The organism is Proteus sp. ZN5 (assembly GCF_011046025.1).
In the GTDB taxonomy this organism is placed as follows: domain Bacteria; phylum Pseudomonadota; class Gammaproteobacteria; order Enterobacterales; family Enterobacteriaceae; genus Proteus.
In genome coordinates this window covers 3834129-3849780 of sequence record NZ_CP047639.1, presented here as the reverse complement: position 1 = coordinate 3849780, position 15652 = coordinate 3834129, and the positions used below count along the sequence as shown (strand labels likewise).

Sequence of the window (15652 nt, the reverse complement as noted above, 5' to 3'; positions counted from 1 at the left end):
TTTCATCAAAGATAAAAAGGGTGCCGATAAAGCAAAATCAATAATATTGGGTGAGATAAAAAAATACCCCGAATAAATTCGGGGCAAAATTAAAGGTAATGTTAAGGTAAATAAAATTATCAAGTGAAACATCAGGGGATGAAAACTAGGTTAAATAAACTTAGCTATTTAACCTAGAGAGATAACAAATTTAGAACCAAGGTGCTTGCGTCATTACATTGCCATAAAACAGCATTCTTCCTGTGATTTCGCCACTAAAAAGCATCAAAATAGCGATAATAGAGAGTGATGTTTTGCTAAATGAAGCACTGTGAGATAACGTAATAATACAAATACCCACAATCAAACTAGCAATGACTTGCCACCATAATAATAGGCTTGTTACATCAGCACCGGGTACTTGCGCTCTCATAACTAATCCCACAAGTACAAATAATGCGCCGATAAACGCCCCTATTTTTAATGAATTGCTAATGACTTTACCTTGTAAACGTAACCAAGGGATCATCGAGCCAAAACCAAGTAGCAACGCTGTACCAATAAAGCTAATTTGTGTTGCAGGTGTATGCCATAACGGGTGTGTTTGCATTTGGTAATAGATTTGCGCTGTAACCAAGATAATAGGTAAACCAATTACACCACAAAACAATCCAATCAAACTATTACGGCGAATAGCATTAGGCTGTACCCAACTTGCTAATGCCCATAATGAAATCAATCCATTAAGCATAACGAAAGCAATTGCTTCACGACTTAACCAAGAGTGAGCAATACCTAAAACAGAACGATAAGCACCAAGTGGATCACCTAAATGTCCCATTGACATTGATGAGCCCACAACCTCAATCAGCCAAATCAGCGCAATGGTTGTTCGTAATGTTTTGGTACTTAGCATTGCAACGTTTTGTGTCTGGTTTTGCCATTGATACAGTGAAAGTGCTAATACCGCACCAATGCCCCATTGGCTCATTACCGTAAACAGGACTAACGGCAGTTGGTAATCATGCATGATTAATCCTCCATACCAATAATGACAATATTAGGGTTGCTGATGGTGTGATCAGGAACGCCATAGCGTTTTTCTAATAAAGCCCAATTTGTCGTATGTTTTTTACGTAAATCTTCAATTTCGCCAAATTCAATGGCACCCGTAGGGCAAGATTCAACGCAACGTGGTTTCAAACCTTCATCCAGTCTATCTGCACACATATTGCACTTACTGGTTTTACCTTCAACTGGATCATAAACCGGAGCGTTATAAGGACATGCCATGATGCACATTTGACAACCAATGCATTTGTCATGATCTTGCACGACAATACCGTCTTCACGTTTGGTATAAGTATCCGCAGGGCAGACTTTTAGGCATTGTGGATCATCACAATGGTTACAAGACATCGTAATAAAGGCTTGTGCATTAGGTTGATCTTCGTTGAATTCACGAACACGACGCCATAGCACGCCGGGAGGTGTCACGTTTTCAGATTTACATGCCATAGAGCAGGTACGGCAACCGTAGCAATCTTTGGTATTTATCAGAAAACCATACTGTTTCTTCGCCATGATCATGCCTCCCGTCTTACGTTAACTAAGGTGCTATTACAGCAATGACCATTACCCAAAGGCTCTACGTGATCATTGGTGACATGGCTACTACTTCCGCCTTGTTGTTCCCACCATCCATTATCCAATGAGACAACGCCTTGCTTAATATGAGTGGTTACAACGGCAATAGCGCGGTGTTCACCTCGATCATTAAATGCGATAGCCCATTCACCATCTTTAATACCGCGATCTAAGGCATCATTAGGATGGATAAGAATATTAGGCTGATTGCGCTGTACTTCTAAGATCCACTCATTCATACCATGGCTGGAGTGAACACTACGGGCGAGTTTGCGTTGTACTGCCATAAGAGGATACTTTTTGGCAAGCTCAGGAGAGCCTTTTGTCGATTCTTTTACTGGGTAATAGGTGACAATAGGGGAGTAATTTTTACCCTGCCACTCTTCAATAAAGAAGTGTGCTTTTTTCGTCGAGGTGCGGAAAATACCATCTTTAAATGGGATCCAATCACCTTCAACTGGGCGTACTGGGCCTTTTTCAAGCATTTCACGCGTAATACCAGAACCTTTGAGACAAGCATCAATATAATGTTCAATCGGCTGATTAAAGACTTCGCCGAAGCCAAAGCGCTCAGCAAGACGAGCAAAGATCCAGTAATCAGGTTTTGCTTCTCCCGGTGGCTCAACGGCTTTTTCCATTAATTGCACATATTGGCTACGAACCCCAGCCATTAAGCTGGTATCTTCAAAAATAGTGGTAACAGGAAGTACGAGATCAGCATAAAGTGCCGTGGATGACATCAAGTTATCAGCAACAACAACAAAAGGAACTTTTTTCAGTGCATTACGCACCATATTGGTGTTAGGAAGCTGCGTCATTACACCCATTGTCATGATCCACCAAAAGTTAATTGGGTGTGGTCTTTCATTGACAATCCAATCACCAACTTTTGCAACAGGGATTGGCTTGATGGGTTTTGCATTCGGTGCTGGTGGAATAATTGGGCTAAATTTTGCCATTTGGCGAGCACCACCCGCATCACAAATTCCAGCGCCTTTCTTACCGATATTGCCAGTTAATAAAGCAAGATAAAACTGGCTTGCAGCAACATAAGCACCGAACTCTGTTCGTTGAGCACCTGACATATTTTGTACAATCATTGCCGGTTTGGTGGTGGCATAATCACGAGCTAAACGAATAATCGTTTCTTTGGGGATATCTGTTTCTTGGCTCGTTTTTTCGATAGTCCAAGGCTGGGCTTGTTGATAAATTTGCTCAAAGACAGTCACGTAGTCAGCATTAGCTGGCAGTTCATCATGAGTTAACGCAGGAACAATATTGGGTGTTTCATGGTGAACAAGTTGCTGGCTCAGGGTATCAAAAACCAGATAACTATCTTGGTCATCATCAGATTGGCGTAATAGTTTTTGCTGTGTGTTAACAAGATAAACAGCACCCGTATGTGTACGTAAAAAAGGCTTATCAGTGAGATTTTCTTCAATGATAATTTTGATCATACCTAGTGCAAGGGCGGTATCTGTACCGGGGACAATTGGGATCCATTCATCGGCTTTAGCCGCTGTTTCATTAAAGCGAGGATCAATAACCACCATTCTAGCGCCATTTCGACGAGCTTGATTATAGTTTTTAAAATATGCTTGCATGGTGACAGCAGGGTTATTGCCCCAACAAAGAATATAACGACTATCTTTTACGGTATCTCGAGTGTCTGCATAGCGCAGACCTACCATAGGGATCATCGCAGCCGTTACCGCAGAGCAGCATAAAGAGCCAGCTTGTTTTGTAGAGCCTCCCAAATAGTCGAAAAATGCCTTACCCATATCATTTTTAATCGAGTCCATATTGCCCGCATGAGTGGAGATAAATAGTCCCTCATTGCCAAACTTATCAATGGTTTCTCTAATGTTTTTTTCAATAAGATCAAGTGCTTCATTCCAACTAATTGGTTTAAATTCTGCTTTCCCTTTTTCACCAACACGTAATAAAGGTGTGGTAAGACGATCTTTATGATATACCCACTTAGTTCGGCTCATTCCACGTAAACAGCATTTCACATTAAAGCCTTCAGAGGCTTCAACTTTGATAAGTTTCCCCTTATGTGTAAAAGCTGTTAGGTTACAGTGCAAACATTCCATCGCACAGGTTGAACGAAAGGTTTTATATTCGGATAATTTGATCCGTGGTTTCTGGTTAAATATGGGTTTATTTTCATTAACTAGACTGAACGCGTTAGGAGAAAGAGCAGCCACGCCAATGGCGCCCATTCCTTTTAACAACGTTCTTCTATTTAATTCCCATTTTTGATTTTTAGACATAGACATTCTCACGCACAAGAAAAGTTAACTATATATAAACCCAATTCATATATGGTTAACCTTGAGTTAGATCATCTAAAAATAGACAAAGAAAATAATCGATAGAAAATGATTAAAAAGCCCTATTTAAAATAAGGTTTCAGTGAAATAAACTAGTAAAAATGACAAAAAAAGAATAATGGGATATCGTCATAAAACAAAGTAGATAACGAATAGGTGTGGGAAAAATAAATGCAGAATTCTCAAGGAGTTAACTCGGTTGATATCGCTATTACCATTCTTGAATTTATTGCTTCGAATGGAGGTATTGCCCGATCGTCAGATATTGCAAAAGCCTGTTCGCTTTCAAAAAGTCGCTTACATAAGTATTTAGTTTCACTTTGTCGCTCTGAAATGCTGTATCAAGAGAGTGAAGGAAGCCAGTATTGTTTGGGCAGTAAAATTCTTTTTTTAGCAGAGGCAACGCCAAAGCCACAATCCTTTGTGGATGAGATTAATCAGTTATTATGTGAGTTTAGAGACGAACATAATATGTCTACCGGACTGGTGATTTCTCAAGGTAATCAACTGTTTTTAACACGCTACAATCGTAGCTTTAAACATGTTGATATCGATTTTTTACCTGATACTCCAGTTCCTCATAAAGTTAGTGCAGCAGGGGCTGTTTTTGCCACCTTTAGTGGTTTAAAGATTGAAGCTGATTTATCTCAAAAGCAGCAAAATAGTATTCGCCAACAAGGTTTTGCTATTCGTCATGAACCCGCAGAAGGTATTCCTGGCGCACAATCTATTTCATGCCCTGTACTTAATAAAAAAGGGGAAATGGTGGCGGCAGTATTAACGATGGGATTTATTGAACCTGAAAGGCAAATGGAACTGGGTAATGCATTAAAAGCAAAAATGGCACATTTCTCCCGCTAATTTGCTAAAGGCGTTATTTAGGCACTTTTGCAGAAAAAGCAAAGTGCCTAAAATCGTTCGTTGATTAATCAAACAACCCTTTTGCCAGAATCTCACCCTCTTGAGATATACCGGGTAACACAAAGTAATATCCACCACCGAAAGGTTTGATATAACGCTCTAAGGGTTCACCATCTAAACGTTTTTGTGTATCAATAAAGCCCTTTTTAAGGTTATTTTGAAACGAGATAAAAATCAGCCCCATATCTAGTTGACCTGAAGGCGTTAATCCTAATGAGTAGCTATAACTACGTCGGCGTAGTTTGGCACTATAGCGTTCTGGATTTCTTGGTTCAGCTCGTCGCATATGAGAATCAAAGAGCACTCTGTCACCATGAGGATCTTTTTCAAATTGAGGATCGTCCATCTCTTGCTTCATACCTATTGGCGCACCTGTTGAGCGATGGCGACCAAAGTTATTCTCTTGATCTTCAAGAGGCGTTCTATCCCAAAATTCCAAAGCAAAACGAATAAGACGAACTGCTTGATAACTTCCGCCTAAACACCATTGTGGCTCTTTTTGTTTTTCAGTGATCCAGACAAGAGAGTCCATCAAGTTATTATCAGAGGAAGGTGCGTTACCAGAACCATCTTTAAAGCCAAAAAGATTAATCGGCGTTTGTCGATTATCGATATCACGAGCAGGAAGAAAACCATCGATTTTCCATACAGCATAAACCTTTCCGGATAGGTGTTTTAAAATATCCCTTAATGCATAAATCACGCTTTCTTGGCTATTCGCACAAAGTTGCAGTAATACATCGCCACCGCACCATTTAGGGTCTAGCCTGTCATTTGGAAAGGGTTTCATTGGCTCTAAGCGTTTAGGTTTCTTAGCTTGAAAACCAAAACGACTATCAAAAAAACTATCGCCTAAAGCGACGGTGACGGTTAATTCATCGGGGTGTAATTGTGTACCTAAAATACCAGACTCAGCAGGAGGAAGGTGTGGATTAGCCCTTTGTTGTAGTTCTCTGGGTTGAGTTAAAAACGCAATTCGTTGTGTCAGTATTGTGAATATTTTTTTCACATCATCGGCGCTTGTTACTGTCAGATTAAGTGCAATAAATGAGGCATGTTTTTGTTCTGGTGTAATAACGCCTGCTTGATGTTGACCTAAATAAGCAATAGCGCGTTGATAACGCAAAGTTGATGAAGCTTCTTGTTTTTCTATTGCTTTAGCTCCCATACTGGCGAGTAATAAACTTCCTCCTAGCCACTTTAACGTTGTACGTTTATTGAAGTTAACAGGATTTTTTGATAGCGATTTAAAGAGAGTTTTATTTTTCATCACTTGCTTCTTTATAGTGATAGTAAACATCAATATTGAGCGTGCTACGTAAGTTCGCGACTTGCTCTGCTAATTGTGTCACTTGAGAAAAAAGCCAACTTTTTTCTGTTTCGGGAAGCGCAGTTAAAGGTTGGAATAGACCTTCATCGCGCTGATATTTTAAAAGTAGAGCACCAATATCGTTATATTGTTTTATAAGTGATTGATATTCTGCCGTTGGAATATGATTCGATAAGATCTCTACGATTAGGCGCGATCCAGATAAATTGGCGTAACTATCACCCAGATCACTATTTGAATATTGATTTTCAATACCTGCGAGTTTGTCAGTCAAAATAAATTCTAGGCTATCACCCGCAGATTGAGCCAGTTTGGGAATAGGAATATCTTCAATCGCAACACGTTTTTTTAAGTCACTAATATCTCTTAAAAGGGCTTTTGCCGACTCTGTCGCTTTTTGAGGATCTCTTAATTTAAATAATTGATATTCAACTAAATGAAATCCTGAAAAACGAGGTGAGTTTTCTCTTTGAAGAAAGAAATCAGCCCGATTATTTAATAAACGTTCGCTTGACCCAAAAAGGGCGATAATAGGGCGAATAACCTCATAATGATAATGCGCTTGTTGATAAGCAATTTGTGCATTAATAAGCTGATTTATTTCACTATTTTTGATTAATTTATCGAGTGATTTTTCAACTAGTATTAATTTTTCAACCGCTTTTTCTCGATAATTTAAAATATCAGTTTCGAATTTTTTAGGGGTCGGGATATCCCCTTTAGCAATAACGATATTTTCGCTATCTTGAATAATGCCCTGAATAATTTTTTCGGCATAAACAGGAAAAGAAAATAACAAGATAACTAGAAAAGCGGTAAATTTTTTACTTTTTAATTTTGCATTATTTAGCATGGCAAGAACCTCGCTTAAATAACAGTGCGACAACCGTCCAATAGACAATAAATGTCACCACGCTCAAGCCAATAGGTTGAGAACGATAAGCAAAAAACGAAACTAAAAAATTACCAAAAACACTCGAATCATCAAGAATATGGCTAATATCCCAAAGTGGGTAAATAAAGAAATCAGGTAATTCAAAATCCATTTCAATCAGTAGATTTGCAATTTCCTCTACGGCTTTTAATAACAGAGAAACGGCAAGGAATAGTAATAAAAAACCAGTTACGGTAAAGAAATAGCGCCATGAAATCACTTTTGAAGTTAGTAAAAATAGCCACAGTGTGAATGCTGCGACCAGTAAGCCAATAAAGACTTCAATAAAGAAAGACAGTGCTGTTTGTGTATTGAGGGCCATTATATGGCTAGAAAGGAATACCACCACTTCACTGCCTTCTCTGGCAATCGCAATGGCAATAATCAGTAAAATACCCCATGCACTTTGTTGCTGTGTTTTTTGGGTGAGTTCATTTTCTATATTAGCTTTTAATGATTTTCCTTGCCCATTCATCCAATAGACCATCTGCACAATAAGCACACAGGCGAGGATTTCCATTGTGATCATAAATAGAGATTGCCACATATCTTCTAGTGAGCTAAATACACCATAAATACTCAGCGCTAGAATAACGGCAAGAAATAGCCCAAATATCACACCACCCCACAAGTATTTCATACCTTGTTGTGGTGTTGGTGAACGTTTTATCCACGCATAAATAATGCCTATCACTAATAACGCTTCAAAACTTTCTCGCCAAACAACAAACAGAACTTGTCCCATATTTACTCTGCCTTTTCAGTTGCAACTATTTCACCTTGAGGATGAGAAAGGTGAAAATCATCAAAGAAGGTGTAACGGCCCGGTTTTAGTGGTGCGATTACAACGACCGAATTTGCGCCCGGCGCTAATACTTTTTCTTTTCGTAGCTGTGTACTTTCAAATTCAACAGGGCTAGTACCTGTATTACGAATTTTTATTCTAATGGGTGTTTTTGCTGGTACTTCAAGTACTTGTGGAATCAGTTCACCATCTTTCATTTCTAATTCAACAGTGTATTTCTCTGCTGCAAAAACAGAGGATGTCACCATGAGTAGTAGCAATAATGTGTATTTAGAGAGAGTTTTGATCATCAGCGTTTCACTTAAAAAAGAGAAAAAGGACAAATCCAAATGATTGGATTTATCCGTTATCAAGCTAATTAATAACTACCTTTACGGCCTGTACCGCTATAGGTGAAATCCCACGATACTTCAAAGGGTTCAAACCAAGGTGCAACGCCAGTTTCTTTATCGATATGCCGGCCAAAAGCGATATCTTTGTTGTATGAAGGTGGGTAAATCTTATAGGTCACGTTATATTGACCGTTTCCATCCAGCTTTAGGTTTTCACCATAGTGAGGGCCATCATTGGCAACCATTGCCATAAATGTGCCTTGCTGTTTTTTCGCTGGTGCATCAGATTTTGTTACGGTGTATTCAATGGTTAGGTAGGGGATCCAATCGCCTTCAGCAAACCCATTCGGATTATCTTCTGTGGCATGAATATCTGCTTCTAAATGGATATCTGCTTTATCAGCAGCTAAGTGATTCATCGCATGATGACCTTCTTCAGTATCCATGGTGATAGGTTGGAGATAAACCCCTTGAATTTCCATACCATTTTTAAGAATAGGGTGACCAACTGGATACTCAACAGCTAATGCAGATGCAGAAAGAAATGAGAGAGCAGTGAGAGAGAGCGCATAGCGATATTTCATGTTTAACCCTTATTATTGAATGATAATCGTTATTATTCTTAATAAGGTTAACATGATTTGTATTAGAAATAGGAGATAATCTATACGAAAAATATCGCTTAAGTTGACAGGAAAATCAGTGAAAATAGCGCTAACATTTTATTTTATAAAAGAAAAAAATTTGTTGTCCAAAAAGAAATATATGAAAGGAATTAATAATTTCAGGTAATAATACTCAATGAAATCATCTAATTAAGAATGACATATGGAAATCTTATTTATCTTAATGAAAAGATAAAACAGAAGATTTCCATACCAAGAATATTAAATTTGACTTTGAGCACTCCAAAACTGTTTGGATTGTGTCAATGCTACAGCAGAAACTTGTTCTTCATTTGGCGGTAGGAAAAATGCAGGAGTGACTTTTAGCTCTTGTGCAATATGAAAGAGCATATCAACATCAATCTTACATAGCCCATTCTCATAACGTGAAAATTGTTGCTGGCTAATACCGACTCGTTCAGCGACAACCTTTGCTGACAAGCGAAGTTGCTGGCGTTGTTTACGAATTTTATGCCCAATAATTTGAGAAATGGGATAAATCTTTGACATTAGTGACCTCATTCTTCCTATCAACCACCAATAATATCCAATAAATTGAATATCAAGTTTCCGTGATGGATCTTCAAAATAAACAAGCACTCCGGCTTGAATGAGTAAAATCCATACTAATGTGTTATCGGTTAATTGGATGAATTATTTATACCCGTCATGTTATAAGATGATATTAATTTTCATTAAACTATTTTGATATCCTTCTTTTTTCTAGCAGGATAGTCGAGAATTTTTTGATAAACAGTGCTATATATTGCCCAAACGCCATTTTATCTGTTATTTGTGCTAGCATTTATGATTAATAAAGAGTAAATAATGAAGCTATAACAAAAAAGATAAAGCCCTCTTTGACTGTGTTTATACTCGAAAATACCTTTTATGCCTTTTTATAATGGGTTATTTTTGAGTTTTTTTTTATATCGTCGAGATTTCCTTTCTTAAACCCATGTGAAATTCAAACAACGATCCTCACTTTATTGAAATTTATAAAATTACATTCACATCTAATAGGCTACGGCGTTAAGATTGTTAACTATAATACTTAGGTAAGATTATAAGTGTTGTAGGGTAATTATTTATTTATCGTCAAGGTCGAGATTATGAATGTAAAAGATATCATTCGTCATGAACCATTTGGAACATTGTTAGGCTATGCGCCTGGTGGTGTCGCGATTTACTCTTCAGATTACAGCAGTATTGATAAAGAAGACTATGCCGCTAATGATTCATTCCGTAGTTATATTGGTAATGAATATATGGGGCACAAGTGGCAGTGTGTTGAATTCGCTCGCCGTTTTCTCTATTTGAATTATGGGGCTGTATTTACTGATGTGGGAATGGCTTATGAGATCTTCTCACTGCGTTTTCTACGTAAAACCATAGATGACGATATATTGCCATTACAAGCCTTCGCGAATGGTAGCAAACAACCCCCAGCAGTGGGTGCTTTGCTGATTTGGCAAGAGGGTGGTGAGTTTAAAGTAACTGGACATGTCGCTGTTATTACTGAAGTGCTTGAAGATAAAATTCGTATTGCAGAACAAAATGTTATCCACACTCGGTTACCAGCAGGGCAACAGTGGACAAGAGAGTTACCTCTTAAAGTGACGGATAACGGCTACTTTATTCAAGATACTTTTGATAATACAACGCTATTAGGTTGGATGATCCAAACAGAGCCTAATGCTTATAGCCTTCCTCAACCTAAAATTGCGCCAGAGTTATTAAATATCCATGCCGAAAAGCTTGATAATAAAGGTCAATTAGATGGCAAGTGGTTAGATGAAAGTTCGCCTCTAGAAAAAGCCTATGTCCTTGCACAACACGGCCATATTATTAATCAAGATAGCTATGAATATTTCACCATCTCAGAAAGTGCAGAGCAGGAACTTATTCGCGCAAGTAATGAAATGCACTTGATGTATCTGCATGCAACAGAAAAAGTGTTAAAAGACGATAAGTTATTACGTTTATTCGATATCCCTGAAGTGTTGTGGCCTCGTATCCGTTTGTCATGGCAAAATAGGCGCCATCAAATGATCACGGGACGATTAGATTTTTGCATGGATGAACGCGGTGTCAAAGTTTATGAATATAATGCTGACTCTGCCTCTTGCCATACAGAAGCGGGTTTAATTATCGAGAAATGGGCACAGAAAGGTGGAATTAAAGACGGTTTTAACCCTGGTGAACGTTTACTTGATGCATTAGCCGATGCTTGGAAACACTGCGATGCGAAACCTTTTGTGCATATTCTTCAAGATGATGATAGCGAAGAAGATTATCATGCTCTCTTTATGCAACAATCGCTGACTCAAGCTGGTTATAGCAGTAAAATTCTACGAGGGTTAGATGAGCTTCATTGGAATAGTCGTGGTCAATTAATTGATGCAGACAAACGTGTCGTTGAATGTGTCTGGAAAACATGGGCCTGGGAAACGGCGTTAGACCAATTAAGAGAAGAGAGTGAGCAACAAGCACTGATCCCTATTCGTACAGGACATGCTGAAAATGAAGTTCGGTTAGTCGATGTGCTTTTACGTCCTGAAATTACAGTTTTTGAACCTCTTTGGACATTAATTCCTAGTAATAAAGCCATTTTACCGATTTTATGGCAATTGTTCCCTGATAACCCTTATTTATTAGATACTGATTTCACGGTAACGCCTCGCCTTGCTCAAAGTGGTTATGCAATTAAACCTATTGCGGGACGTTGTGGTAGTAACATTGGTTTAGTGGATTATAAAGAGAACGTCTTAGATGAAACCAATGGCCAATTTGATCATCAAGAAAATATTTACCAAGAACTATGGTGCTTACCAAAAGTGGCAAACCGTTATATCCAAGTTTGCACCTTTACTGTTGGCGGGCATTATGGTGGTTGTTGCTTACGTTCAGACCCAACTCTGGTGATTAAAAAAGAGAGCGATATCGAGCCTTTAATAGTGATTGAAGATAAACACTTTTTAGCTAAATAAGATCATAGACGTTTAGAATTAAGAAATAATAAACCCGCCTAATTGGCGGGTTTATTGTAAAAATAACGAGATCTTTAATGAGAAATAGAATGATACAAAAATTTGAAACACTTAGTGAGTTATTAGCAACGCTTTCAACACTTGAATCTAATGAGTGGATTTATACGGAAATTGCGACTTGGGAGCGTGATCCTAATCAGGCAATTTTTTATTACATTCCTTGGGATTATCTTCAAGAATTACCCGATGATGAGATTTACCTTGATGATGAAGATCTGGAAATGCCCAAAGCGGTTGAAGATAAAAACTTGCGAGGCTGGATGGTGGTTTGTGATTTAGCATTATTTTATCAAACCCAACAAGCCCAACAAAAAACCTTGCAGTGGGTAATTGAGGAAATTAACTATTATCGTGAGTATGATGCTTTTCGGTGTTTGGGTTAGATTTTATTCTTATTAATAAAGTCTAAAATCATTAACTATAATATTTTGATAATTAATGATTTTATTTATGATTTATTGTTTTAATAAAGAAGGTTTTCAATATTAGGCCAATCATCAGCATAATGATCTGTCATTAATAAAAAACATTCGGCAATAGCACGGTTGAGTGATTTATGTTCAACAGTGTCATTTTCTATTGAAGTGACAGACCATACTTTGTTTTCTTGATGATAAGAGCATGTCATTTCACAATCTTCTAATAAAGAAAGCGCATCATCTGCATTTTTGAGTAAATCGAATAACGCACCATCGGGATCTAAAGAGCTCCAAACTTTTTCGGTTTCTGCATCAAATTCGATTTCATAACCATAACGGCGATAGATAGCGGTTAGGTTTATTTGAAAATCCGTATAGTGACTATAACGATGAATGGAAGGCTGGTAAGTATCAGGCTTTTGAGCTTTTCGATTATTTTTATAGTCTTGAATTTGTTTCTCGCGAGCTTGTGCGCGTTGATAGCCCTCGTCGCTAAATTCTAAAATACGTGCTTTACGATGAACGTTACTAAAATCCAGTACCGCCGCTCCGTAATAAAGCCCTTCCTCTGTTTTCACATCCAGCAAATCAACGAGGATATAGCGTTTATTTTCTGTGATATTTTCTTTATTAGCGATCGTTAGCCCTGCATATTCCGAAATGGCAATAATCTGTTGTGTTGTAAAGGTCATCTCTTTCATCGGATTTTCCTTAAAAAACTACATGCTTTCCTTGATTTGTTTTTTCAGCCACTGAATGAAAAGCTGTACTTTAGCATTATTTTTTTCATTTCGAGTGACAAGGTAATAACGCTGAGCACAAAAAAGCTCACTATTATCAAAAGGAATAACTAATTCTTTATTAGCCAGTTGTTTTTGGACTAAACGCTTTCTTCCCATTGCTACTCCTGAGTGGTTCACCGCAGCGATAACAGCAAGATCAGAACGGTCAAAACAGATATTGCTGCGATTAGGAAAAAGTGAAAGCCCCATATATTCACTCCAAGCCCGCCATTCGTCAAAATCAGAGTTATTACTCCACGCTTGTCTATCATGTAGCAAAGTGCAATTAGAAAGATGATGAATATTGCCGACAAGCTCATGACTTTTTGCGTATTCGGGGCTGCATACAGGAATAATCGATTCTGAAATTAAATCTTCACAATAAAGGTTTTGTAGTTGCTTATCATCGAAATAGATTGCGAGATCAATACCATAACCTCGAAAGTTAATATCGTCATTTCCCGTGAGTAGATTCAATTCAATAGAGGGGTAACGTTCAGTAAAATCTGAAATACGCGGGACTAACCAACATTGAGCAATAGAAGGGCGAGAATAAACAGTGAGAACACCGGAGACTTCTTGATTATGAATATCCAAAATCTCTTGGTTAATATCTTCTAGTGTTTTTTTAAGTGCCCAATAGATACGCTCTCCTTCTTCTGTTAACTCAATTCGGCGATGAAAGCGGTTAAATAGCTTAATGCCTAACTCTTCTTCCAATGTATTAATACGGTGGCTAATGGCACTAGGGGTTAATGATAGCTCTTCTGCCGCTAAAGCAAATGAAAGGTGACGTCCTGTTGCTTCAAAAGTGTGAAGTCTTGCTAATTGATAACTGGATAATCGTTTATTTCTTAAAATCACGCTAGAAGATTCAAACATTCTTTTATTCTCGTTTTGTTATTAATAGTAACGTAAGTTAACAATCAAGGTAATGTTAAGATGAAATACCATACTACTATTCGTCATAATGTGATTATTTGTGCTTGTGATCACTTATTTGAGTTAACTGAGTTCATCTTAGTGTAAATTTTCATCATTTGTAAGTGCCGAATGATTAATATTCAATATGATTAACAATAAATAAAATATTTGGGATGGATATATGGATTCAACATTATGGGTGCTAGGTACTCTTATAATTAGTATCTTGCTCATTGTTTTTACTATAATAAAACTTAAGTTTCATCCGTTTTTAGCCTTACTATTGGCAAGCTTCTTTGTGGGTACTGCAATGAAGATGAATCCTTTAGAAATGGTAAATGCGATTGAAAATGGTATTGGTGGTACGTTAGGATTTTTAGCAGCAATTATCGGTTTAGGCACTATCCTTGGTAAGATGATGGAAATATCCGGTGCCGCAGAACGCATCGGTATTACATTACAAAAATGCCGTTGGTTATCTCCAGACGTTATTATGGTATTGGTTGGTCTTATTTGTGGTATTACACTCTTTGTTGAAGTGGGTGTGGTATTACTTATTCCTCTTGCTTTCTCAATTGCGAAAAAAACAAATACATCATTATTAAAATTAGCAATTCCATTATGTACAGCATTAATGGCTGTTCACTGTATTGTTCCTCCTCATCCTGCTGCTCTATTCGTAACAAATGAATTAGGAGCAGATATGGGAACCGTTATTGTTGCAGGTCTTGCGGTAGGCTTAGCTGCATCTTTAGTCGGTGGTCCTCTATTCTTAAAAATATTAGGTGAACGCTTACCATTTAAAACCGTACCTGAAGAATTTTCTGATATGGAAATTCGTGAAGAAAAAGATTTACCTTCATTAGGTGCGACTCTGTTTACTGTCTTATTACCTATTGTTCTGATGCTGATAAAAACGGCAGCAGAATTAAATATGACAAAAGGTACGTCGGTTTATACCGCATTACAGTTTATTGGTAACCCAATTACTGCGATGTTTATTGCTGCCTTTGTTGCTTATTATGTGTTAGGTATTCGCCGTAATATGGGCATGAATACTTTATTAAAGAAAACAGAAGATAGCTTTAGCTCTATTGCCAACATCTTATTAATTATTGGTGCGGGTGGTGCTTTTAACGGCATTTTAAAAGGTAGTGGTTTAAGTGAATCTTTAGCGTTAATTCTTTCTAACTTGGATATGCATCCAATTTTATTGGCTTGGTTAGTCGCCATTATCCTTCATGCTGCTGTTGGTTCTGCAACTGTAGCAATGATGGGCGCTACTGCAATTGTTGCACCACTAATGCCTTTATATCCAGACATTAGCCCTGAAATTATTACATTAGCAATTGGTTCAGGTGCTATTGGTTGTACCATCGTCACAGACTCATTGTTTTGGTTAGTGAAACAGTATTGTAATGCAACTTTAAGTGAAACTTTTCGTTTTTACAGTGTCGCGACCTTTATTGCCTCCTTTGTCGCATTAGGCGGTACATTTATGCTTTCTTTTGTCATATAAAAGAGAACG

At 37.7% G+C, this 15652-nt stretch carries 15 protein-coding genes; 4 read left to right on the top strand and 11 right to left on the bottom strand.

The window, feature by feature from the left end; translation table 11 throughout:
• Positions 1–190 precede the first annotated feature (190 nt).
• The 3 genes from GTK47_RS17790 to GTK47_RS17780 are packed head-to-tail and all read right to left on the bottom strand — an operon-like array spanning position 191 to position 3902.
• Positions 191–1009, bottom strand: coding sequence for a DmsC/YnfH family molybdoenzyme membrane anchor subunit (locus tag GTK47_RS17790; protein WP_165125711.1), 819 nt, complete (start codon positions 1007–1009; stop codon positions 191–193).
• 2 nt (positions 1010–1011) lie between these two features.
• On the bottom strand, positions 1012–1563 hold the full coding sequence (locus tag GTK47_RS17785) for a 4Fe-4S dicluster domain-containing protein (protein ID WP_072070981.1): 552 nt from the start codon (positions 1561–1563) through the stop codon (positions 1012–1014).
• Positions 1564–1565: 2 nt separating this feature from the next.
• Positions 1566–3902: a molybdopterin-dependent oxidoreductase gene (locus tag GTK47_RS17780; RefSeq protein ID WP_165125709.1), complete on the bottom strand. Its 2337-nt coding sequence runs from the start codon at positions 3900–3902 to the stop codon at positions 1566–1568.
• Positions 3903–4133: 231 nt separating this feature from the next.
• Here GTK47_RS17780 and GTK47_RS17775 point away from each other — a divergent pair, with 231 nt between their 5' ends.
• On the top strand, positions 4134–4823 hold the full coding sequence (locus GTK47_RS17775; protein WP_165125707.1) for a helix-turn-helix domain-containing protein: 690 nt from the start codon (positions 4134–4136) through the stop codon (positions 4821–4823).
• Positions 4824–4887: 64 nt separating this feature from the next.
• On the opposite strand, the gene efeB is transcribed toward GTK47_RS17775, so the two are convergent.
• The 6 genes from efeB to GTK47_RS17745 all read right to left on the bottom strand — a co-directional run bounded on the left by efeB (position 4888) and on the right by GTK47_RS17745 (position 9459).
• Positions 4888–6153: an iron uptake transporter deferrochelatase/peroxidase subunit gene (gene efeB, locus GTK47_RS17770; RefSeq protein ID WP_165125705.1), complete on the bottom strand. Its 1266-nt coding sequence runs from the start codon at positions 6151–6153 to the stop codon at positions 4888–4890.
• On the bottom strand, positions 6143–7066 hold the full coding sequence (locus tag GTK47_RS17765; protein ID WP_165125703.1) for an EfeM/EfeO family lipoprotein: 924 nt from the start codon (positions 7064–7066) through the stop codon (positions 6143–6145). Before GTK47_RS17765 ends, efeB begins: the two co-directional genes overlap by 11 nt.
• The gene (locus GTK47_RS17760; RefSeq protein ID WP_165125700.1) at positions 7056–7892 is read right to left on the bottom strand and encodes an FTR1 family protein; all 837 of its coding nucleotides are present in this window, start codon (positions 7890–7892) and stop codon (positions 7056–7058) included. Before GTK47_RS17760 ends, GTK47_RS17765 begins: the two co-directional genes overlap by 11 nt.
• Before the next feature lie 2 nt (positions 7893–7894).
• Positions 7895–8242: a cupredoxin domain-containing protein gene (locus GTK47_RS17755; RefSeq protein WP_088493623.1), complete on the bottom strand. Its 348-nt coding sequence runs from the start codon at positions 8240–8242 to the stop codon at positions 7895–7897.
• A 68-nt stretch (positions 8243–8310) separates the two neighbouring features.
• On the bottom strand, positions 8311–8868 hold the full coding sequence (locus GTK47_RS17750; RefSeq protein WP_161711213.1) for an iron transporter: 558 nt from the start codon (positions 8866–8868) through the stop codon (positions 8311–8313).
• A gap of 303 nt (positions 8869–9171) precedes the next feature.
• Positions 9172–9459 carry a helix-turn-helix transcriptional regulator gene (locus GTK47_RS17745; protein ID WP_072063612.1) on the bottom strand — a complete coding sequence of 96 codons (288 nt, stop codon included), beginning with the start codon at positions 9457–9459 and terminating at the stop codon, positions 9172–9174.
• Positions 9460–10061: 602 nt separating this feature from the next.
• On the opposite strand from GTK47_RS17745, the gene gss reads away from it, so the two are divergent.
• Complete coding sequence (gene gss, locus GTK47_RS17740; protein ID WP_165125697.1) at positions 10062–11939, top strand: bifunctional glutathionylspermidine amidase/synthase; 1878 nt, start codon at positions 10062–10064, stop codon at positions 11937–11939.
• A gap of 89 nt (positions 11940–12028) precedes the next feature.
• Positions 12029–12382, top strand: a complete 354-nt coding sequence (locus tag GTK47_RS17735; protein ID WP_165125694.1) for a hypothetical protein — start codon at positions 12029–12031, stop codon at positions 12380–12382.
• Positions 12383–12462: 80 nt separating this feature from the next.
• Here the strand turns inward: GTK47_RS17735 and GTK47_RS17730 are convergent, their stop codons facing one another.
• Together GTK47_RS17730 and dsdC are read right to left on the bottom strand one after the other, a co-directional pair.
• Entirely contained in the window at positions 12463–13119 is a 657-nt protein-coding gene (locus GTK47_RS17730; protein WP_165125691.1) for a hypothetical protein, read from the bottom strand.
• Positions 13120–13137: 18 nt separating this feature from the next.
• The gene (gene dsdC / locus GTK47_RS17725) at positions 13138–14082 is read right to left on the bottom strand and encodes a DNA-binding transcriptional regulator DsdC (RefSeq protein WP_165125688.1); all 945 of its coding nucleotides are present in this window, start codon (positions 14080–14082) and stop codon (positions 13138–13140) included.
• Between the two features lie 223 nt (positions 14083–14305).
• Between dsdC and dsdX the strand changes: the two genes are divergently transcribed.
• Positions 14306–15643, top strand: a complete 1338-nt coding sequence (gene dsdX, locus GTK47_RS17720; protein ID WP_100159298.1) for a D-serine transporter DsdX — start codon at positions 14306–14308, stop codon at positions 15641–15643.
• Positions 15644–15652 lie beyond the last annotated feature (9 nt).

Bases quoted from the DNA above. Each gene is read 5' to 3' on its own strand.
- GTK47_RS17790 (WP_165125711.1), bottom strand. From the start codon at position 1,009: ATGCATGATTACCAACTGCCGTTAGTCCTGTTTACGGTAATGAGCCAA.
- GTK47_RS17785 (WP_072070981.1), bottom strand. From the start codon at position 1,563: ATGGCGAAGAAACAGTATGGTTTTCTGATAAATACCAAAGATTGCTAC.
- GTK47_RS17780 (WP_165125709.1), bottom strand. From the start codon at position 3,902: ATGTCTAAAAATCAAAAATGGGAATTAAATAGAAGAACGTTGTTAAAA.
- GTK47_RS17775 (WP_165125707.1), top strand. From the start codon at position 4,134: ATGCAGAATTCTCAAGGAGTTAACTCGGTTGATATCGCTATTACCATT.
- efeB (WP_165125705.1), bottom strand. From the start codon at position 6,153: ATGAAAAATAAAACTCTCTTTAAATCGCTATCAAAAAATCCTGTTAAC.
- GTK47_RS17765 (WP_165125703.1), bottom strand. From the start codon at position 7,066: ATGCTAAATAATGCAAAATTAAAAAGTAAAAAATTTACCGCTTTTCTA.
- GTK47_RS17760 (WP_165125700.1), bottom strand. From the start codon at position 7,892: ATGGGACAAGTTCTGTTTGTTGTTTGGCGAGAAAGTTTTGAAGCGTTA.
- GTK47_RS17755 (WP_088493623.1), bottom strand. From the start codon at position 8,242: ATGATCAAAACTCTCTCTAAATACACATTATTGCTACTACTCATGGTG.
- GTK47_RS17750 (WP_161711213.1), bottom strand. From the start codon at position 8,868: ATGAAATATCGCTATGCGCTCTCTCTCACTGCTCTCTCATTTCTTTCT.
- GTK47_RS17745 (WP_072063612.1), bottom strand. From the start codon at position 9,459: ATGTCAAAGATTTATCCCATTTCTCAAATTATTGGGCATAAAATTCGT.
- gss (WP_165125697.1), top strand. From the start codon at position 10,062: ATGAATGTAAAAGATATCATTCGTCATGAACCATTTGGAACATTGTTA.
- GTK47_RS17735 (WP_165125694.1), top strand. From the start codon at position 12,029: ATGATACAAAAATTTGAAACACTTAGTGAGTTATTAGCAACGCTTTCA.
- GTK47_RS17730 (WP_165125691.1), bottom strand. From the start codon at position 13,119: ATGAAAGAGATGACCTTTACAACACAACAGATTATTGCCATTTCGGAA.
- dsdC (WP_165125688.1), bottom strand. From the start codon at position 14,082: ATGTTTGAATCTTCTAGCGTGATTTTAAGAAATAAACGATTATCCAGT.
- dsdX (WP_100159298.1), top strand. From the start codon at position 14,306: ATGGATTCAACATTATGGGTGCTAGGTACTCTTATAATTAGTATCTTG.